At 40.8% G+C, this 20,699-nt stretch carries 16 protein-coding genes and 2 pseudogenes; 7 read left to right on the forward strand and 11 right to left on the reverse strand.

Annotated features, from left to right (window positions below; genetic code table 11):
• Positions 1-479 precede the first annotated feature (479 nt).
• The 3 genes from CWC17_RS12660 to CWC17_RS12670 all read left to right on the forward strand — a co-directional run bounded on the left by CWC17_RS12660 (position 480) and on the right by CWC17_RS12670 (position 9,897).
• Positions 480-3,215 (forward strand): poly(beta-D-mannuronate) lyase, encoded by a 2,736-nt coding sequence (locus CWC17_RS12660; protein WP_138613230.1) that lies wholly within the window; start codon positions 480-482, stop codon positions 3,213-3,215.
• 78 nt (positions 3,216-3,293) lie between these two features.
• On the forward strand, positions 3,294-6,341 hold the full coding sequence (locus CWC17_RS12665; RefSeq protein ID WP_138613206.1) for a TonB-dependent receptor: 3,048 nt from the start codon (positions 3,294-3,296) through the stop codon (positions 6,339-6,341).
• A gap of 598 nt (positions 6,342-6,939) precedes the next feature.
• Positions 6,940-9,897: a TonB-dependent receptor gene (locus tag CWC17_RS12670; protein WP_138613208.1), complete on the forward strand. Its 2,958-nt coding sequence runs from the start codon at positions 6,940-6,942 to the stop codon at positions 9,895-9,897.
• Between the two features lie 95 nt (positions 9,898-9,992).
• Here CWC17_RS12670 and CWC17_RS12675 read toward each other — a convergent pair whose 3' ends face one another.
• From CWC17_RS12675 to CWC17_RS12680, 3 genes are read right to left on the reverse strand one after another with little or no spacing between them, the layout of a single operon-like run.
• The gene (locus tag CWC17_RS12675) at positions 9,993-10,613 is read right to left on the reverse strand and encodes a DUF7379 domain-containing protein (RefSeq protein ID WP_249935925.1); all 621 of its coding nucleotides are present in this window, start codon (positions 10,611-10,613) and stop codon (positions 9,993-9,995) included.
• On the reverse strand, positions 10,559-10,753 hold the full coding sequence (locus tag CWC17_RS19580) for a hypothetical protein (RefSeq protein ID WP_249935926.1): 195 nt from the start codon (positions 10,751-10,753) through the stop codon (positions 10,559-10,561). Before CWC17_RS19580 ends, CWC17_RS12675 begins: the two co-directional genes overlap by 55 nt.
• A gap of 35 nt (positions 10,754-10,788) precedes the next feature.
• Positions 10,789-11,739, reverse strand: coding sequence for an SDR family oxidoreductase (locus CWC17_RS12680; RefSeq protein ID WP_138613210.1), 951 nt, complete (start codon positions 11,737-11,739; stop codon positions 10,789-10,791).
• 209 nt (positions 11,740-11,948) lie between these two features.
• On the opposite strand from CWC17_RS12680, the gene CWC17_RS12685 reads away from it, so the two are divergent.
• Together CWC17_RS12685 and CWC17_RS12690 are read left to right on the forward strand one after the other, a co-directional pair.
• Positions 11,949-12,902: an AraC family transcriptional regulator gene (locus tag CWC17_RS12685; RefSeq protein WP_138613212.1), complete on the forward strand. Its 954-nt coding sequence runs from the start codon at positions 11,949-11,951 to the stop codon at positions 12,900-12,902.
• A gap of 136 nt (positions 12,903-13,038) precedes the next feature.
• Entirely contained in the window at positions 13,039-13,269 is a 231-nt protein-coding gene (locus tag CWC17_RS12690; RefSeq protein WP_138613214.1) for a hypothetical protein, read from the forward strand.
• 87 nt (positions 13,270-13,356) lie between these two features.
• Here CWC17_RS12690 and CWC17_RS12695 read toward each other — a convergent pair whose 3' ends face one another.
• Positions 13,357-13,590 carry a hypothetical protein gene (locus tag CWC17_RS12695; RefSeq protein WP_138613216.1) on the reverse strand — a complete coding sequence of 78 codons (234 nt, stop codon included), beginning with the start codon at positions 13,588-13,590 and terminating at the stop codon, positions 13,357-13,359.
• Positions 13,591-14,007: 417 nt separating this feature from the next.
• Here CWC17_RS12695 and CWC17_RS12700 point away from each other — a divergent pair, with 417 nt between their 5' ends.
• Together CWC17_RS12700 and CWC17_RS12705 are read left to right on the forward strand one after the other, a co-directional pair.
• Positions 14,008-14,514, forward strand: coding sequence for an RNA polymerase sigma factor (locus tag CWC17_RS12700; protein ID WP_138613218.1), 507 nt, complete (start codon positions 14,008-14,010; stop codon positions 14,512-14,514).
• Between the two features lies 1 nt (position 14,515).
• Positions 14,516-15,175 (forward strand): hypothetical protein, encoded by a 660-nt coding sequence (locus tag CWC17_RS12705; RefSeq protein ID WP_138613220.1) that lies wholly within the window; start codon positions 14,516-14,518, stop codon positions 15,173-15,175.
• A gap of 232 nt (positions 15,176-15,407) precedes the next feature.
• Here the strand turns inward: CWC17_RS12705 and CWC17_RS19585 are convergent.
• The 7 genes and pseudogenes from CWC17_RS19585 to CWC17_RS12740 all read right to left on the reverse strand — a co-directional run.
• A pseudogene (locus CWC17_RS19585) lies at positions 15,408-15,629 on the reverse strand (endonuclease III); the annotation flags it as partial.
• A gap of 82 nt (positions 15,630-15,711) precedes the next feature.
• Positions 15,712-17,028, reverse strand: coding sequence for a serine hydrolase (locus CWC17_RS12715; RefSeq protein WP_249935927.1), 1,317 nt, complete (start codon positions 17,026-17,028; stop codon positions 15,712-15,714).
• Between the two features lie 264 nt (positions 17,029-17,292).
• Positions 17,293-17,925: an endonuclease III gene (gene nth, locus CWC17_RS12720; protein ID WP_138613224.1), complete on the reverse strand. Its 633-nt coding sequence runs from the start codon at positions 17,923-17,925 to the stop codon at positions 17,293-17,295.
• 44 nt (positions 17,926-17,969) lie between these two features.
• Positions 17,970-18,668, reverse strand: a complete 699-nt coding sequence (locus CWC17_RS12725; protein WP_138613226.1) for an electron transport complex subunit E — start codon at positions 18,666-18,668, stop codon at positions 17,970-17,972.
• The gene (gene rsxG / locus CWC17_RS12730) at positions 18,665-19,303 is read right to left on the reverse strand and encodes an electron transport complex subunit RsxG (RefSeq protein ID WP_055016960.1); all 639 of its coding nucleotides are present in this window, start codon (positions 19,301-19,303) and stop codon (positions 18,665-18,667) included. Before rsxG ends, CWC17_RS12725 begins: the two co-directional genes overlap by 4 nt.
• Positions 19,300-20,358 carry an electron transport complex subunit RsxD gene (gene rsxD / locus CWC17_RS12735; protein ID WP_138613228.1) on the reverse strand — a complete coding sequence of 353 codons (1,059 nt, stop codon included), beginning with the start codon at positions 20,356-20,358 and terminating at the stop codon, positions 19,300-19,302. Before rsxD ends, rsxG begins: the two co-directional genes overlap by 4 nt.
• Positions 20,355-20,699: pseudogene (locus tag CWC17_RS12740) on the reverse strand (electron transport complex subunit RsxC); the annotation flags it as partial. The pseudogene CWC17_RS12740 and the gene rsxD, both read right to left, overlap by 4 nt.

Consider the following 20,699-nt stretch of genomic DNA (forward strand, 5'->3'; position numbering starts at 1 on the left):
CGCCTTTTAAATAAAACGTATGCCACTGCTGACTAATAGTGAGTTAAACGCAGTGGCTACGTTATTTTATATACACATCAAAAATTCATATCTATAGGCTATTACAGCTAAAGCTTTACGCCTGTATTTTCCATCCCCCATTCTTTATGTGCTTATCGCGCTACGTAACAATTCAGAGTAATTCTTTCGGTAAAACCAATTGTTCATAAAGGTTGCTTGTTTATCTATTCGTGAAATTAATATTGGTAATAACGCTGCGTTATTAGGTATAGACGTAAGTTAACTTTCAGTTAATAGAATATGATGAATTTTGAACGAATATAGTGGTAAAAGTGTTTTTATTATGCTTATATTACCAGGTTGGTTAACAATGAAGCGTAAAAATAAAATAATTTGGTAATAACACACTGGGTATTTGGTAAATCACACATTACACCTGCTAAATACTAAACCACACAATTAAGGAGAATAGAGCCATGATGAAATTAAAACATTTTGCATTATGTGCTGTTGCAGCTGCCATTATAGGTTGTGACACGGATTCAAATAATAATAACAACACATTGGGCTCTATTGCTCTATCAGGCACAGCGTTAACGGGCGAAACATTGTCGACCAGCGTAAATGATGCCGATGGTATTTCTGGCGAAGTAAGCTACTACTGGTATGCCGATGGACAAGTTATTAGTGGTGCTAATGACGCAACGTTTACATTAACCGATGAGCAAATTGGTTTTGCGATTACTGCACAAGCGCTTTATACAGATGACAGCGGCGTTAATGAATCGCATTTAAGCGAGCCAACCGATGAAGTGACAGCTATTCCTTTTGCGGCCACAGTAGAAATTAACGGTGATGCAATTATTGGTAATGAGCTAAGTGCTAGTGTGGCGGATGAAAATGGCTTCGATCCAGCGCTTGTAACTTATACGTGGTTTGCAGATGATGAGGAAATTGCTGATGAAACCTTAGCAACCTTCACAATTACCGAAGCGCAATTAGGTAAAGTTATTACTGTAAATGCAGTGTTTGAAGATAGCAGAGGCTTTGCAGAGTCAGCTACATCAGCTGCGACAACGCCAGTAGAACGCGCGAATTCAGAAGGGTCGGTGGCTATTGTTGGTACGCCTACGATTGGTAATACACTAACGGCTGAAATTACCGATGAAGATGGCGCAAGCGGCACAATCACTTATCAATGGTTTGCAGATACGGTAGCTATTGAAGGTGCAACACAAAGTACTTATGTTGTTGATGAATCACTACTTGGACAAGTTATCACTGTGCAGGTTACTTACACAGACGATCATGGTTTTACCGAAGACAACCTATCAGAGGCAACCATTGCAGTTTCAGCTGAAGCTGTAGATGAAGCGGGTAGCATTTCCATTTCAGGCGCTACGCCTTATTTAGTGACTAGCGAATTAACCGCTGAAATTAGCGATAACAACGGTGTAGATGAGCAAAACGTTACCTACACCTGGCTTGCTGATGGCGTAGCAATAGCAGACACTAACAGCAAAACGTTTACGCCAACTAATCAAGCTGGTGCGATTATATCGGTGACGGCGAGTTACACCGATAACGATGGCTTTTCAAGCACAATTACCGGTACTGCCGATACTGTAGTGTACACGCAAGTAATAAGTGATGCAGGCGCGCTATTAGGGGCTATAAATGCAGGTCTTGCTGATGGCGACGTGATTGGTTTAAATACCGGCGTATATGCCGATCTTGATGCCATTATGCTAACTAGTGCAGCAACGCTTAGAGCCGTTGAAGGGCAAAGCCCGGTAATTAGTGGTGAACTTTGTATTCATGTAGCCAGCGGTGTTGATGGCGCAGGTATTGAAGGACTTACTTTTAAAAATATTGATACTAAATCGGGCGGCTTTTGTGAAACCGAAGAAGACGCCGTTATTTATTCTGAGGGTGACAACTTCACATTTACTCAAAATACTATAGATGGTGAAGCACAGACGTTAAATAACTCCACTTACCACTGGTTAATGCTTAAAGGCGATGGCGCAATGGTTGAGCGTAATACCTTTGCAAACCGCGATAAAGCAGAAAATGGTTCGGTGATTAAAATGTCATCGTCAAGTACTAACCACGTTATTCAATATAACCTTTTCACAGGCTCAAGCAGTAATCCAAATTTTGGTAACTCTAGCCTTCACTTAATTAACGCAGGCAGTACCACAGGGTCAGACGCAGCTGTAGGTGCAAACTTTACTATTCAATACAACCGTGTAGAAAACTTTGTTACAGGTCGTCGCTTAATGCGCGTACAAACCTCTGGCGCGACGATCAAAGGGAATACCATTTTAAATCCTAATGGCGGTATTTCGCTTGAAGATGGTGGATTTAATACGGTATCAGACAACGTTATTATTCGTACCACAGATATTGCAAGCTCAAGCGATCGACCAGCTGGTGTATTAATTACGCCTTTAGGCCACACAGTAAGCAATAACTACATTGCGGGTATTCGCTCAGGTAATAAAGAAGCAGGTGGTATTGTATTTACAGCGAATCCATTCTCACAAGCCGATGGCGGAGTGCCAAATGGAGGTAACCAAGCTGTGCTTGATGGCGCAGGCGACTTTACCCTTAATGTGACTAACAATACGGTACTTAACTCACAGCAACCATTTGTATTTAGTACAGAAATAGGTTCAAAAGCACCGGTAGGTGATTGTGATGAGCTTACCGCAGATAACGCACCTGTATTGTACGGTTTAACAAAAAATGCATTCGAAATTAACTTTAACGGTAATTTAAATGCCAATGGGGTGGGCGATCAAACTGATGAAGACACCATACAAAATAGCGCGCTTGTTTATGGTTTCTTTTACCCTAATACGCTGTCGAGCGATCATTCATTTGAGTACGACTGTGACCTAATTAATCATACTGAATCATTGTTCTCAAACAGCTTTGGCTTTAGTGACAGCTATGAGTCGGGCGATGCGAGTGATTTATGGGTTGATATTAGAAACGTAAATGGCAATGGTGAATACGACACTGATGGCGCTATTGACCAAGACCCAGAAGCAAATGGTAAAGAAGTCCCTGAATTTGTAACCGGTACAAGTACGCTGCTTGAGACTGACGCAAATGGTGCACAAGCCTTAGCAGGTGCAAGAAACTTATATTACATCCAAAGCACTGATGTAGGTGCAGGCTCTACATGGGTGGCACAAGATGAATAAATCAATACTGCATATTATTAACATTTATAAAAATAGCAAACTACGCACAACACACACAATGATAAAGGAGAACGCGGCATGTCGTTAAAAATGGATCGAAGGCATCAACATTCTACAAACAGCTCTGTTTGTAATCATTTTGCACTTTCACCTGCTGCTAAGCTAATTAGAGCAAGTTTACTTGCAGGTATGGCAGGTTCATTGTCATTTAATGCTTTTGCTCAGCAAGAAGCCCAAGAAAAAGTGACTGAAGTAGAGCAAGATGTAGAAATCATTAGCGTTACGGGTACTCGTAGAACCATACAAGATCAAATTGCAATAAAACGCGAGGCAACAACCGTTGTTGATGGTTTATCTGCCGAAGATATTGGTGATTTACCTGCGCTTTCAATTGGTGAAGCGCTTGAGTCTATCACCGGTGCTGCATCTCACCGTGAAAACGGCGGCGCTACCGAAATTACTATTCGTGGTTTAGGTCCATTTTTAAGTGCAACTCATATTAACGGCCGTGAAGCGACCAATGGTAGTGGTGACCGCTCTGTTAACTTTTCACAGTTCCCATCAGAGCTTGTAAAAAAAATCGCTATTTATAAAACACAAGATGCATCAATGATTGAAGGTGGTGTAGCAGGTGTAATAGCCCTTGAAACAGTAAGTCCACTTGATTACGGTAAGCAGCGAGTTCAGGGTGAGGTTAAATTAAACTACAATCCTGATGAAAGTAATGTAGAAAACTCATTGCAAAGTGATACAGGTTACCGTGGTACGTTTAGCTATGTTGATCAATTTGAGTTTGCCGATGGCCAAGCCGTGGGTGTGTCTTTTGGTGTACAGCGACAAGATATTAGCCAACCAGAGGCCGAATACAGAAGCTCAAGCCCATCAGGGTCTTCACTTTGGGCATGTTTAAATGATCCAACAAATACCAATGAAGGTTTTTACAGAGGTAGTGCAGGGGACTGTGAAGACCAAGTAAGTGGTAGCAATAACCAAGGTTACCAAACTGCAATAGACCCAGAAACTGGTAAAGCTGAAAGCGATGGTACTCCTTATGCATGGACAGGCAGTAGCCGCAGCTATCGCCAAAATGAAACATCTGATGAGCGCGACGCTATATTTTTTGCAATGCAATACCAGCCGTCATCTGAGTGGGATATTAACTTTGATGCACAGATTTCTGACAGAACGCAAAAAGAAGCACGTCACGATTTAATCTTTTTACAAAAACGCGCAACGCCTGGTTTAACAGGCCCAACACTGGTTACTAACGACGTTGGCGGAATTTTACATTGGGAAGGTGAAGAGCGTATTGAATCTGCGGGTGAGCAATTCTCACGTGAAGAAAACTACCAAGGCTACGGTATTAATATTGAGCACACATTTACTGATCGCCTTACTGTAAATCTTGATTTAGCGTATTCAAAAACTGAGCGTGAAGAGCTACAAATTTCTAACCGTGGTAGAACCGCAGACCGTAATTTATTTAGCTGGGATATGGGCGATGAAATTCCTCACTTTACCCTAACTGACTTTGACGTAACAGATATCTCTAATTTTACCGATAGCTTACGTACCCGTTTAGATCGTGAAAATGTACGCGAGAACGAAGTTAAATCGGCGCGTATAGATTTTAACTACGCACTAGAAGGTGATGTGTTTACCAGTATTGAAGGGGGCATAAGAGCGTCAGAGTTAAGCTTTATTCAGTTTGGTGGTAGCCAAGGTAATGGCTCTCGTAATGAATACACCATAGGTGATGACTCAGCATTAGAGATACTTCAAGGCTGTCAAATTGACTTCCCTGAATCTGGCTTTTTATCGAGCGTATCTGATGGCGATTTAATAACAAATATAGATAGTAGCGGTAATGTAATAAGCTCAGGGACAGGTTCCTCGTGGGCGACGTACGATAACGTGTGTTTCTCTCAAGCTGTAGCAGCTACAGACGCTGATTATACAGGTGAGTTTGGTTACCCTGATGTTGAGTATGAAAATGCCGGTACCATAGATGTTACTGAAAAAACCACATCAGTGTACTTAATGGCAAACTACGACACTGAAGTATTTGGTAAGTTTATTCGTGGTAACTTTGGTCTACGTATTGTAGATACTGATGTAACCTCTATTGGTTTTAGAACTAACTACACGGTAGATGTAGATGAAACAACTGGCGCAGTGACACTAGAAACCGGCGACACACTTGAAAGAACGAAAAGCGGTGGTGGCTATACAAAATACTTACCAAGCTTTAATTTAGTTGTTGATTACAGTGAAGATATTTTATTCAGAGCGGGTATTTATCGCGGTATGTCACGTGCCGATCCATCTGATTTAGGGTATGACCGCGACTTTGTAACAGACGATCAATCTGTTGCGTTATCGCTTTCTGACTTATTAACTGTAGATGGTTCTGGTAACCCTGATACTCAACCATTAATGTCATGGAACTACGACTTAGCCTTTGAATGGTACCCTAATGAAGATTCTATCTTAGCGCTAAGCCTTTACTACAAACAGTTCCAAGGTGGCTTTCAGCAACAAACAGTTATTGAAGATTACGTTGTAGGTGGCGAAACCGTATCACTGCCAGTAACTAATTCAGTAACAACTGATGACGATAGCGAAATTTTAGGTCTAGAAGCCTCGTTCTCATACCGCTGGGATAACGGTATTGGTGTGAAGTTTGGTTATAACTATGCGGACACCGACTTTGAGTTCCAAGATAGTTTGTACGGCGATACGTTCATTACCGATGTAGATGGTAACACTACGCAAATTACCGATGGTATTATTGAGCCAGGCTCGGTACCTGGGTTCTCTGAACATGTATTTAGTAGCCAGCTGTATTACCAAATTGGTGACTTTGATACGGCCATTATTTACAAATACCGTAGTGAATACTTCCAACCGTATACCAGTAATGGTACCCGCTTACGTTATGTTGATGCCGTAGGCGTTTGGGAAATGCGCGCATCGTATAAAATTAATAAACATTTCAGAATTAAAGCTGAGGCTATTAACTTGTTCAGTGCACCTAAATCACAAGATTTCTTTGTGGAAGATAACCTAGGTGAAGTAAACGACTACGGCCCACGTTTATTCTTAGGAATGAGCTTTAAACTGTAATAAATAAAAGAGCTCCCCAATTTAAAACCCAATTAGTGCACCCCACTGGTTGGGTTTTTTTATATAGAAGGCGAATATTACCCTTTGATTCTTATAATGTATTACATCGGGTTTAACTAAAGCGAGTTTAAACCTTTTGACTAAAGCCTTGTGTTACTAAATTAGCTTCGTTAAGACCGCACTTTCGCCCACTCTTTAAATTAGCCTAAAGTCTACTACCTTTATTCTGGTTGACCAATTAACTCCTTAAAGCCTACTAAATTTAAAAACAACCCACCATATATTAAAAAAATATATTGGCCCATTTGTATGAGTTTTAAACCGAGCTTGTATCAAATTTAAACTATTTTTATGTTTAAAAGCATATTAAATACAAGTGGTTATATTGTGGTCAGTGTTTTTTGTGATTTTGTCATGCCGAACTTCGCTTTATTGGTAATGAGTGTTTTTGCTTTTTTTACGCAAAATGGTTTACCAATAGGTTGACCTTTTGGTGTTTTGCTGTAAATATTAAGTTAACCATTTAGATAAATGGTAAGGCGTTTAATAAAAAATATATAGCGAGTTACACATAGCACTGACACACACAGGAAAAACTATGAATCACAAGTTATCAAAAATTACGCTAGCAGTTATATCTGCCACAGCATTAAACCTTTCTATGTCCACACACGCACAGGAAGCCAAGCCAATTGCAGAAGATGATGTAGAGATCATCGAAGTATCTGGCATTCGTCAATCACTTACTAATGCACTGGCGGAAAAACGCTCTGCAGATAGCCTAGTTGAAATTATTCAGTCAGAAGATATTGGTAAACTACCTGATCAAAACCTCGCTGAAGTATTAGAAAACGTAACGGGTATTCAAATTACACGCCAAGCGGGTGTAGGTACCGGTGTACAAATACGTGGTACCGATGCTAACCGTACCGAAATTAACGGTGTATCAACGGTGGGCTCAGGCTCTGGTCGAAGTGGTATTAGCTTTGAAGATGTATCAGCGTCAATTATTTCAAGTTTAGAGGTAATAAAGTCGCCTGAAGCGAAAACAATAGAGGGCTCTGTTGGTGGTACTATTAACCTTAAAACCATTCGCCCTTTACATTTAGGTGAGCAGCTGGCGACAATAAGAGTACAAGGTGAAAGTAGCAGTTTAAGCACAGATAGTGGCTTACAACCTCGTTTTTCAGGTACCTTTGCTGATAACTGGGAAGGTGATTACGGTAAATTTGGTGTGTTAGTGAGCGGCAGCTACGCAGAGCAAGATGTAACGGCGTTTCGCCCGCGTGCAGATAGAGATAACATTATAACTGCAGATAGCGGTGTAGCCAGTGCACAGTCTTTTGATTTTTTACCTATTCAATTTTTTGTACAAGATTACGATAACTACGAATACGAAACTAAAAACTTTGTAGGTACTATTGAATGGGCGCCAAACGATAACACAAAGTTTTACTTTGATGCGGTGGTTAACGATCAAGAACGTCGCCAAGAAAGCTCTCGTGTACAAGCATCGGGTGTAAGTGCACTGAACGATATTTCTGTGCCAGATGAATTTGAAACCGTAAACTTAGGCTCGTTGGGCGGAACTAACTTAGGTACAATTCAAGCGGCCTTACGTGGTGTTATTCCTGTTAATTTAGAAAATGATGATGACGATCCTAATCTTCGTTTTTCAAGCGATACTAACTCGCGTGTTACCGACAGTAATATTTTTAGACTTGGTGGCGAATGGCAAGGCGATAAGTGGTTTGTAAGTGCTGAAATTGCATCATCGTCTTCAGATACAACTACGCCTAGCTTTAATACTACGCTTAACTTTATTAACCCTAATGTGCCGTTAGATGCAGGTGGTGGTAATGATAATAGCGTGCCATTTGAGTACGACTTATCGGGTGGTGCTTTAGCGTTTGGCATTGCAGAAGGTGCAGAGTACGCGCCTACGGTTGAACAACTACTAGACCCTGCGAATGTAGTGCTACGCGATGTAAATATTGGTCAAGATACCGTTGAAAACTCTGAAGATGCGTTCCGTATTGATTCAACCTATTACACTGATTCAATCGTAACCTCTATTGATTTTGGTTACCGTTACAGTAAATCGCAAAGCAAACAAAACGAAATTACATCAAGCGTTGGCCTAAGAACAATGGCAGATAGCCCAACCGGTGATTTATTTGCTGATTTATTAGTCGCAGGTCCTGATAACTTTAACGAAGCTGATGGTCGCTCGTTATACATTGCTGACTTTTTATTAATTGATCCAGAGCTTGTTGCATCAGACCCTGATGCGGTACTTGCAACATTACAAGCAGCGATGACTGCGCATGGTTCAAGCAAAACATTAAATGCACCAACATCTAGCTCATCTGGTTTTTTTGATATAGAAGAAATCACCCATGCGCTATATGCACAAGCTAACTTTGAGTACGAAATGGTACGCGGTAATATCGGCGTGCGTTATATTCAAACAGATGTTGAGTCTACGGGTAACTCGGTTACTCAAGATGGCAGTGGCAATGAGCTTGTGACCCGAATTACTAATAAATCTGACTATGACTTTATTTTACCACGCTTAAACCTTGTAGCTGATGTATCAGAAGATGTACTCGTGCGCTTTGGTGTGGGTAAAGATATACGTCGCCCTGATTATAACGACTTATCTACCTCTATTACTTACAGCACAAGCCCAAATGACGAAGTTGAATTTGGTAACCCTGCGCTTAAACCTGAAGAAGTGCTTTCTTATGACTTATCTGCTGAATGGTATTTTGATGAAGCGAGTGTTGTAAGTGTGGGTATATTCCATAAAACCCGTAAAGATTTACATGTAAATCAGTTAACGTCGCCAGTTGAAGACCCAGTAACAGGGTACCGCGATTTAACAGATCCATGTGAAGGCGGCGGTATATTTAACCCCATTGCAGATATAAACGTATTTGGCCCAGAGAATGGCCGTGGTGTATGTGTTGGTACAGAAACAAAAGTAAATGATAGCGGTGAAACAACCCAAAAAGGGATTGAGTTTGCGTTTCAATATGACTTATCGGGCTTTGAAGAAGACCTTGGGTGGGCTTCTGGTTTTGGTGTGCTAGCTAATTACACAATTCAAGAGTTCTCAGGTGGTGAAACCGAAAATACCGCAACATCAAGAGCGGGTAGTGTATTTGCTGCAACTACAGGTACACCCGGTATTGAAGTGAGTGAAATTCAAGGTTTACTAAATCTTTCTGAAAATGCGTACAACATTACCCTTTACTACGAAAAATTTGGCCTGTCAGCTCGTATGCGTTATACGTGGCGTGAAGGGTATCGTTCAAATGACTTCGGTAGTACGTCTAGCTTCCCATGGGGTTTCCCTGTGGTACAAGAAGACCGTGGCCAGCTTAACGCAAGTATTAGTTACGATGTGAACGAGCAACTTAATATTGGTTTAGAAGCAGTAAATATTACTGAATCTGAAATTAGCCAATCATGTGTAAACGAAAGCGCACTATTGTGTTTCCAAGGTTTAACTGACCGTCGTATTACACTGGGTGCAAGTTACCGTTTTTAAAAAGTATGTTGAGAGTGTGTAGCCTTTGAACGGGCACTCAAAAGCAAGCCATTTGGCTTGCTTTTTTTTACCTAAAATTAGCCGCAGTTAGGTGGTTAATAAAGGGCCGTAGTTCTTAGTGTTGGGGGTAAAAATGCACCTGTTTGCAAAAAATAAAGTGTGTGTTGTATTACTTGTTGGTTGTAGCGCATTCCAGTGTGGCTCACATCAAGGGTAATAAAATCACGCATTTTATTCAGTTTGGTTGATTCTACAGACACCAAGCCATCGTTTTCACCCTTAAAATAATGCTCTGTTAGGGGAGAGCGTTTAGTGCCAGCTATCACGCCTAAACTAATATTTAGCTCATCTATCGTGTTGCCTAGGCTATTATCACCTGTAACAAGAGCTTGGCTTATACCGCCGGCGATATGCATTAACCATGAACCATTTAAATGATTAGCTAATTCACTGCCTTTGTTAGGTGTACCAATTAGCACAACGTTTCCTAGCTTGTTGCTATTTAATAGCGCGCTGTTATTTTGCAAGTAGGCCCTAATAACTAAGCCACCTAGAGAGTGCCCGACAAAATGCACTTTATTCGCGTTAGAAATACAGGCATTTATTTGTTTATTAGTTTGTAAAAGCACGGCTTTAACGCTTTGCCTTAAAGAGGCGTAATCTAAACTACATACTTTATAACGAGCATGTTTAAGCTGCTGGGCAAAGTAACGCATTGCCCATCGCTTCTACCTAAGCCATGGGCAAGTACTACCAGCTCATCATCAGGTTTATACTGTACAGGGGGATTATTGATACTTTTACAGCCGGTTAGAGAAAGTAAAAGTATTAGGCCGATTACAAATGGTTTTTTCATTACTTTTACACCCTATACACGTTCGCTATTAGCAATTATATTGACCATTTAAAAGCGACTTGCTGCTCAGTAACTGCCCATAGTTTGCTTAGCACAGGCTGCTCTAAAGCAAATGATTCAAGGGTGCATTCACCGACAGGGCCGTTCCAATTCCACCTGCCTGATGGCCCATAATAAGCGCGCTGTTTTAGGTAATGCTCGGTGGCACACATAACCTCAGGGTATGCACCTTGCTCTGCCGATTGCGCTAAGCCCATTTTGACTATTAATGACCAGGTAAATCGGGTTGCAAAGTTAACATTATCGCCAATAAGAGAGGTATTAGCGGCACCTGGATGACACACAAACACTTTCACATTTTTATTGGCGGCGGCTATTTTATTTTGCAGCTCATAAGCAAACATCATTTGTGCAAGTTTACTGTGGCAGTAGGTTTTGTTTGGGTGGTAGTTTTTATTCCAATTCATGTCATCAAATTGAATCGTTTTAAGCCCCATTTTGTAACCTTCACTGGCAACCACAACAATACGTCCGTTTGATTGCTCTATTTTGTTAAAAAGTAAACCACACAGTAAAAAGTGTCCATAGTGGTTAACCCCTAACTGACTTTCAAATCCGTCTTTAGTAAATTGCTGAGTCGCGACCTGCGCAATCGCACCGTTACAAATAAGTGCATCTATGTGTGGCACAGTTTGTAATACCTCGTTGGCTGCATGGCGCACTGAGGCAAGCTCTGCTAAGTCCATTTTTATAAAACTCACATCAGTACTATCCCCAAATTCCTGTTTTAACTTAGCAATAGCTTCATCTGATTTTAAAGGGTTACGATTGAGCATAACTACTTTTGCGCCTTTAGCGAGTAATAGTCGGGTTGCTTCAAAACCTGCGCCTGTATTTGCTCCCGTTATTAAATAGCATTTACCGACTAAAGAACTGAGTTGGTCGGGAGTCCAGCCTGAAGGGCCAAATGGGTTAGTTGCGCTCATTAGTTAAATTCCTATCAATAGTTAAGTATAAATATGCAGTACAGGGCTATGCGCATTGTTCTACATTGCTTGTTAGGTAATATAACTCTCGCTACTAGGTGTAACTAGGCGATATACTCTTTAAAATATGCCTATTTGTATCATTGCATTGAGAATGCGTATTTGCGGTGCTAGATTAGAATTATTCTATATTTAAAGGGTATGGGTGTATGAGCAAACACCAGATTAAACAACTTATACAAAACAAGCTGTCTTTTAACGAAGTAAACAGCGATGAAAATTATACCCAAGGGCTAATAGAAACTGGTATTAAAGGTGTTCAGCTGTTTAAAGTAACGCACGCTATGCGCTGTGCACCTGCGGTTTACGAGCCGTGTATTGTTGCCATAGTCAGTGGCGCTAAAGAAGCCATACTCGATGGTAAGCATTTTATTTACGATGAACATAATTATATGTGCTGCCCTATGTCTATGCCGGTAGAAGCGGGTACACCCACGGCGTCACCTGAGAACCCCTTGCTAGGCGTTATTGTATCGCTAGATACAAAAGTGATGACCGAATTATCTATTACCATGGCTGCAGAAGGTGTAAAAAAACACGCATCAGCCCCCAAAACACAAGGGCTTACACTCGCAGCGTGGGATGACTCCTTCAGCGATTCATTATTACGATTGCTGCAACTTGTAGGCGACCCTGTAGATATTGCAGTTTTAGGTGAAGGGCGACTGCGAGAATTATATTACGCCATATTAAACGGACAGGCAGGGAGTAGTGTGCACCAAGCCTTTGGCGTCGGAAACGACATCGCACGCTCAATTGATTATTTGGCATCTCGATTAGATGAGACCATAACCATAGACGATATGGCAGCAAAAATTGGCCTAAGTAGGGCCGTTTTGCATCGAAAATTTAAAGATGCGACCAGTATGTCGCCGATTCAATTTGTTAAATCTATGCGCTTAAATACCGCCGCGATGAAAATTGCAACGGGTATGAACGTAAGCTCCGCGGCCATGTCGGTAGGCTATGTGAGCTCATCACAATTTAGTAGAGAGTTTAAGCGTATGTATGGGCAATCGCCAAAGCAGTGGAGCCAAGCAAAAGAGTTACCTGGGGAGCTTGTTGATCAAGCGATTAATCAAGCAACCAGCCTGAGGAATTAATCATGGATAATATAGTTATTTTTAAGGTTGTTGGTGCGCTGCTAATTATTTTTGGCATAGTGTTAGCTGCCAACCCTGAGCTAATAAGCAATAAACCCGTCCCTAGCGACACTTTTAAGGCCGTAGAGCGCAGAATTTGGTGGGGGTATTTATTGGTTTTGGTTTATTACTGCAATTTCATTATCAGCTAGTACCTTGGCAAGCTACCATAGCCGCAACACTATCATCGTTACTTGTAGGGCTTTTAATCGCAAGGCTTATTGGCATTATATTAGATGGTTCGGTAGCAAAACAGTGGCTAAATGTTGGTATTGAAATAGTGATACTGGCGCCTCTAATTTGGTGGTATTTAAAAGTACGCACTTAGTATCAGAGTTAAACCGCTATAAATCTTAGTATCGTCTTAGAGTGAAACGCTTAATACCTTAAAGGCGTGATAAGCAAACAAAGGCGTTTATCCATGAGCTTTACTGTGAGTTAGCGCCATTTCTTCAGACCAAGGTACATAGAGTGCGGGAGTTAAGTTTTTATTATCGGCCAAAATTACTTTCGCGATTGGCTGTGCGAAATATTGAGTTGGCTCAAATGAGCAAATATCTTTTAGGTTAACTGAAATATAACAATTTGCTTTTTTTATTAATAAAGCTGATTCAGCCATACGTGCATGAACTGTTATTTGTAAGTTCATGTAAGGAACCATCGATACTATGTGTTCACCTAAGTGAAATCTTTCTCGCTCTATCTCATCGCCTATTGCTATATTAAAAAATTCTTTTAACTAGGAGTGCCCTTTTAATAGCAGGCAGAAAAAAGAGCTAACTCCTCGCTTTGCTCTTTTACTTAGCTTACTACTCCCTCCAATAATTATTTTTTTACATAGTTGTGATTATTTCAGCGATACTGCGAATAACTAGATAAGACGATTATGTGAGTATTACAGTGCAGCTAAAGTCTTTATATTTAAGTATGTACAGGCTGTGTTGCATTAGCCAAAGCGCCGCACTTTATTACTTTTAAAAACAGATGCATTAGAAATTAAACACAATGAAAATGTGATGAGCCAACTACGTGATGAGATTAATTTTAATTATGGATTTATGCGTAAATGAACACTAATAAAAAAGCACGCTTTGTTCAAACAATGGAGCAGCATAAAGGCATTATCTATAAAATTGTGAATTCATACTGTCAAAATCAAGATGATAGGCAAGACCTAGCGCAAGAAATACTCACCACCATGTGGCTGGCTTATGAGAACTACAATAAAGACTATAAGTTTTCTACATGGATGTACCGAATCGCGCTGAATGTGGCAATTTCCTATTACCGCAAAGACAGTAAACGAGAAGATAAAGCCAATGAAAGTGAGCAGTGCATTGTGCACATAGCCGACCTATCAGCGCACGATGATAAAAGCGAAGAGGTTAAGCAGCTTTATGAATTTATAGCAAAGCTCGATAAGTTAAATAAAGCCATAGTATTGCTGTATTTAGAAGGCGAATCCCATCAAAGCATAGCGACGAGTTTAGGCATAAGTAAAACCAATGTGGCTACGCGAATAGGCAGAATTAAAGAAACATTAAAAAATCAATTTGAAAAACAGGGGGCTTAAAATGAATTTAGATAATTTAAAAAACACATGGCAGCAGCAAAATAGTCTTAACGAATCGGCTATTACAATAAGCCAATCACTGCTGAGCGAAACAAAACTGAATAAACAAATAAAAGAGCTTAATACTATGAAATGGGCACGTATTATTGAAAGCGCAGCTTTCTTCTTTATCATTTTGTTATTGGGCCAGTATATTGCAAAAAACGTTAGTGTTTCAGCGCCTGTAATATCTGCATTAATACTGGGTGTGTTTGCCATTGTTGGCCTTGCGGGTAATATTGGCCAAATAGTGCATATTGCTAACGTTGATTATGCAAAGCCAATTAGCCAAGTTCAAAAAGACATTTATTGCCTTTGCTCACATAAATTACAACTAACTAAATTGTTATTTATGTCTGCCCCTTTTTATATGGCTTATGTGTTTATTGGGTTTGATGTGTTATTTGAAATTGACTTGTTTGCACACCTAGAGCAACACATGGTTTGGTTTTATAGCGTGTCATCGCTTCTACTTTTAATAGCCACTGGCTGCGTATTAGCTAAACTAAACTACACAAATATCGCAACTCCTTGGGTTAAATGCACCATTGCATTTATTGTCGGTGAGCGTTTAGTGAATATAGCGCAATTTATAAATAGTATAGAATCAACAGACAGCTAAATAATTAGCTGTCTTACTTTCAAAAACCAAAATATCGTTATTCGAAGTTAGTCTGTTTTGTCTTTAAACTCACACACGTCTTCAATAATACCAATCGTGTTAAGTTATTCGTCACTTATAGCGACAGATAAATAGGCGGTTACAAGGCATAAACTTTTACATGTAGTTGTTCTACTTGAGAAGTTTATAACGCCGTAAGCGCTTTATTTAGCTCGCTAGAATGACTAAATATTTAAGTCGATTGGTATACACAGCTGCCGCATTTAGGCTTACGGGCAACGCAAGTATAGCGCCCGTGTAGTATTAGGCAGTGATGTACGTTTACTTTAAATTCTTTAGGGGCAACCTTTTCAAGTTTTTGCTCAACAGCAACTACATTTTTACCCATCGCAAATTTGGTGCGGTTAGAAACACGAAAAAAATGCGTGTCTACGGCAATGGTCGGCCAGCCTAAAGATAAGGAAAATAGATTTTATTTTAAACTATGGCCTCGCAGCATACCCATATTGACGGTCATTTTTGTGCGATAAACGTACTTACAGTTGCTTATTATGACCATAATTGTCACTTACATAATCACTTTTAAAATCGGATTTAATCGCTAACGACTTACGAAAAGTGCTTTTCGCCATTTCAAAGTCTCCTTTTGATAAGTAAGCAAATGCTAAGCTATCGTATACTTGCGGCGCATCAGGGAAAAGGGATATCAAATACTTAAACATATCAAACGCTGCTGTCCATGATTCTGACTTAAGCAACTCCATGCCTAATTCATTGATTGTTCGACCAATAAACTGCTTATAACCGTTCTCGCGGTATGTCTTCTTAAAGTGTTTAACAAACCCTTTTGGGCCATTTGATTGGTAATACTCGAAAGCAAAGTTTTTTTCCAATGGCTTTATCGGTTCATATTTACCATTTTGAATAAAAGACAAAATTCGGCCAGAAATACGCTCTGCAATTAGGTGATCGGTATTGGCCAAGACGACAATTTCATAACCATTTTCTAAATCAACCTCAACAGCAGCACTAACTCCCAACCCTCCACCATATGCGGCCCAGTGGGAGCCATCCATTGCAAATAACTTACGATTTGTATGGTCAGAGTTCTTTAGTAGTTTATCGGTATAAAAGAGCGCACGATAAAACTGTTGAACATCTATAACTGTAGACTCAATACCGCCATCCGGGCTGGGATGTTCTGTAACACCAACTCGTTTCAACGTATTATTGTACTTATAGGTATATCGTATCGACTGGTGCTCATGATAGTTCATAGGCTTGAAGGTTGTTGATGATATACCAACTGGATTGAAAATATTGTTTGCAAGTAACTTTTCGAATGATTGACCTGTTACTTTTTCAAGAATGACACCCAACACTACATAACCGTAGTTTGAATATTTATAATCGCTATCAGGTTCGAATAAGAGAGGGGTGTCTATTAACAGTTCTAGTTTTTTGTCTAGAGTATCAAACGCGAGTTGATTCTCACGATATTCAGCTACAAAGATATCAGCAAATCCAGCTCTATGATTTAGTAAATGTTCAATTGTAATTTTCTCAGCATGAAGCTGTTTAAAGCCTAACTCAAACGTAATGAGTTTGTCACTTAACTTTAGCTTTCCAGCTTCTACTTGTTTCAAAATTAGGACTTTGGTGAAGTCTTTCATTATTGAACCAAGATTAAAGCGGCTCTGAGTGCTGTTCTTTAATTCTTTTTCAATATCCTGAAAACCATAAGAAGATGAAAATACCTCTTTACCATCTTTCGTTATCAGCACATTTCCTGAAAACCATCCCATTTCTTGGTATTGAATTGCAATGTTATCTGCAACTTCAGACACTTTCATATTCTTATTTTGTGTATTTTCCTCGACTGCATAAGTCATTGAAAATATTGCAAAGTATATAAGAAGGATGACAGTGAAATTTCGAATCATTAGCGTGACACTATTCTGTTAAATTAATTTAGTAGTGAGTTAATTGCATAGGATTCAGTTGCAACATTTCTCACTTTTTTAATTAAACTATTAATAACAAACTTCATAACCTATTGCTAGTTAATCAGTTTTGTCTTTAAACTATTAATAACAAACTTCATAACCTATTGCTAGTTAATCAGTTTTGTCTTTAAACTCACACAAGTCTTCAATAATACAGCTGCCGCATTTAGGCTTACGGGCAACGCAAGTATAGCGCCCGTGTAGTATTAACCAGTGGTGTACGTCTACTTTAAATTCTTTAGGGACAACCTTTTCAAGTTTTTGCTCAACAGCGACTACATCTTTACCCATCGCAAATTTGGTGCGGTTTGAAACACGAAAAATATGCGTGTCTACGGCAATGGTAGGCCAGCCGAAAGCTGTGTTGAGTACGACATTTGCGGTTTTTCGGCCAACACCGGGTAGGGCTTCGAGGGCTTCGCGGTTCTCGGGCACAATGCCGTTATGTTGATCAACTAGTATTTGGCACATTTTGTACACGTTTGCGGCTTTTGAATTAAATAAGCCAATGGTTTTTATATAATCGCGAAGTGCATCGTGGCCAATGTCTAAAATGGCTTGTGGCGTATTAGCAACCGAAAATAATTTACGGGTGGCTTTATTTACCCCTACATCGGTGGCTTGTGCGGAGAGCGTAACAGCCACTAGTAGCTCAAATGGGCTCGAGTATTCAAGCTCGGTTTCTGGGTGTGGGTTTTGCTCGCGCAAGCGCGAGAGTATTTGGTGACGTTTTTCTTTATTCATGCAACTTAAAACGCATTAGCTAATAGCGCTAACGCGTTTTCCCCTTAAGTTAAGCTAGTAACACGTGCGCGTGGGCCTTTTTCGGCAGCAGGCGGCGTTACCTGTTTTGATTTTATTTGTGCGTCAATAACATTTTTTGCTGCTATTAGCAGCCCAAGCCCTAAAAAGGCACCTGGGGGCAAAATAGCGAGTAAAAACTGGCTATCGAAACTAAATATTTCCAAGCGTAGGCTTTGTGCCCATGGCCCTAGGAGCAAATCGGCGCCATCAAATAATGTACCTTGGCCTATCAGTTCACGCATTGCACCTAGCACTAACAGCACGGCCATAAAGCCTAAGCCCATCATTAGGCCGTCGAACGCAGACAGGTGAACAGGGTTTTTAGAAGCATACGCCTCTGCACGGCCAATAATGGCGCAGTTAGTCACGATAAGCGGAATAAATATGCCTAGTGATTGATACAAGCCAAAGGTGTACGCATTCATAAGTAGCTGAACTATGGTCACAAAGCCTGCAATAATCATTACAAATACCGGAATACGAATGTCTTTAGGCACCCAATTACGTACAATAGAAACGGTAACATTAGAGCCGATTAAGACTAATAAAGTAGCTAACCCTAGGCCAAGTGCGTTGGTTACCGTTGATGTAACAGCTAAAAGCGGGCATAAACCGAGCAGCTGCACGAGCGCTGGGTTATTAGCCCATACGCCTTCTTTGTATAAGGTTTTTAACTCATTCATGGTGTTACCTCTTGGCACGCATTAGGCTGTTTAAAAATGGCGTCAAAGTTAGCTTTTGCAAATAATACGGCATTTTTTACCGAGCCAACCACGGCGCGAGGCGTAATTGTTGCGCCGGTGAATTGGTCAAACTGGCCGCCATCTTTTTTTACCGCCCAACGGGCATCGTCTTCATTTTGAACCGTTAAATCGTTAAATGTAGTGATCCACAGCGACTTTTTAACCTCTACTTTATCACCTAGGCCGGGCGTTTCTTCGTGCTTAGTGGTACGTACGCCGGCAATGGTGCCATCAGCAAGTACGGCGGTTAATAAGTTAATATCGCCGCTGTAACCACTAGGTGTTACGTGTCTTATTACAAGTGCAACAGGTTGCTGATTTTTATAAGCGCGGTAAATAACTTGCTCGGGGTAAGGGCCAAGTTGTTCGTCGCTCATAATTACGCAATTTGTATTGAGCTGATTGTCGTAGCTGCGTGGGTTTAATACCTCTTGTAATTGTGAGGTTAATTGCAGGCGTTCTTGCTCGGCAATTTTATCGGCGGTAAAGGCATCAATTGAGGCAACTAAGCCTGTTGTTATCAGTGCAAAGGCCGTTAATATCGCGCCATTTTTAGCCATTGATGAAATAATCATTTTACTGCTCCGTGGCCATAAGTGCGTGGTTGGGTGTAGTAATCAATCAGCGGTACAGCAATATTAATTAATAATACGCTAAAGGCTACCGCATCAGGGAAACCACCAAAGGTGCGAATCAAATACACCAACAGGCCAATTAACGCGCCATAAATTAGGCGCCCTTTATTGGTGGTTGCAGCTGAAACAGGATCAGTGGCGATAAAAAATGCGCCCATCATGGTCGCGCCACTTAATAAGTGAAAGACCATACCTGGCTCGGTACCTGGCGCAGCAATATAGCCAATGGCACTGCACAGCGCTAGTGAGCCTATAAAGCTGACTGGAATATGCCAGTTTATAATTTTAGCTTTTAAAAGGTATAAACCACCGGCTAAAAAGCCTAGGTTAACCCATAGCCAACCAAGCCCAGCCCATTGAGAAAAAATTGGTTTTTGCATGCTTTCGCTAACCGTTAGACCATGTGCTACATCAGTTTTAACTGTATCAAGCGGGGTGGCCATGGTGAGGCCATCAACGCCGGCACGGACTTGATCAACACTAAAACCCAGCGCCGTAAAGTCGGTAAATATAAGACGTAATTGGTCAATAAAACCAATTTGGGCGTTAAGTAAATCGGTAACGGGTAACCACGCGGTCATTTGTACCGGGAACGAGATTAAAAGAAGAACGTATGCGGCCATTGCTGGGTTGAATAAGTTAAACCCAAGCCCACCATAAAGTTGCTTTACAATTACAATGGCAAATAAACAGCCAATAATAATGACCCACCAAGGCGCCAGCGGCGGAATACTCAGTGCTAACAGCACACCAGTAAGCCATGCACTACCATCACTCAATGCAGGCCAAATAGGGCGTTTGCGCATTAACATAATGGCTGCTTCAAATACGCTTACAGCAACAAGTGCCAGTACTAACTGAATAAGTACGCCAGTCCCAAAAAATACCACTTGTGCTATTAGTCCAGGAATACACGCAGCAATGACGGTTAGCATTAAGCGCGTTAACGACTTATGGCTATGGTTGTGCGGCGAACTGGCCATGGTTAATTTCATGACTGATCATTTCCTTCTTTTTGTAACTTTTTAGCTTTGGCGCGTGCTATTGCGGCGGCCACGGCGGCTTTTTTCTTCTCTGCTGCGGTTTGCTCAGAGGACGTTTCCTCAGAGTCTGAACCGCTGCTGGTTTGTGGCTCATTGATTTGTTCAGGTGCGCTGTGTTCACTTGGTGCTGATTGCTCAGCTTCTTTAGCGGCTTTTTTGTCATCAGCTGGAGGGCTTACTTGTGAGTTTTCAGGCTCAGCATCACTTGTTTGCACAGCTGTACTGGGTTCATCTAATTGCTGGGTTTGCGCAGCCGCTTTAGCGGCTTTTTTCGCTTTAGCACGGGCAATAGC

Origin of the sequence: Pseudoalteromonas sp. S3785 (assembly GCF_005887365.1) — a bacterium.
Classification (GTDB): Bacteria; Pseudomonadota; Gammaproteobacteria; order Enterobacterales; family Alteromonadaceae; genus Pseudoalteromonas.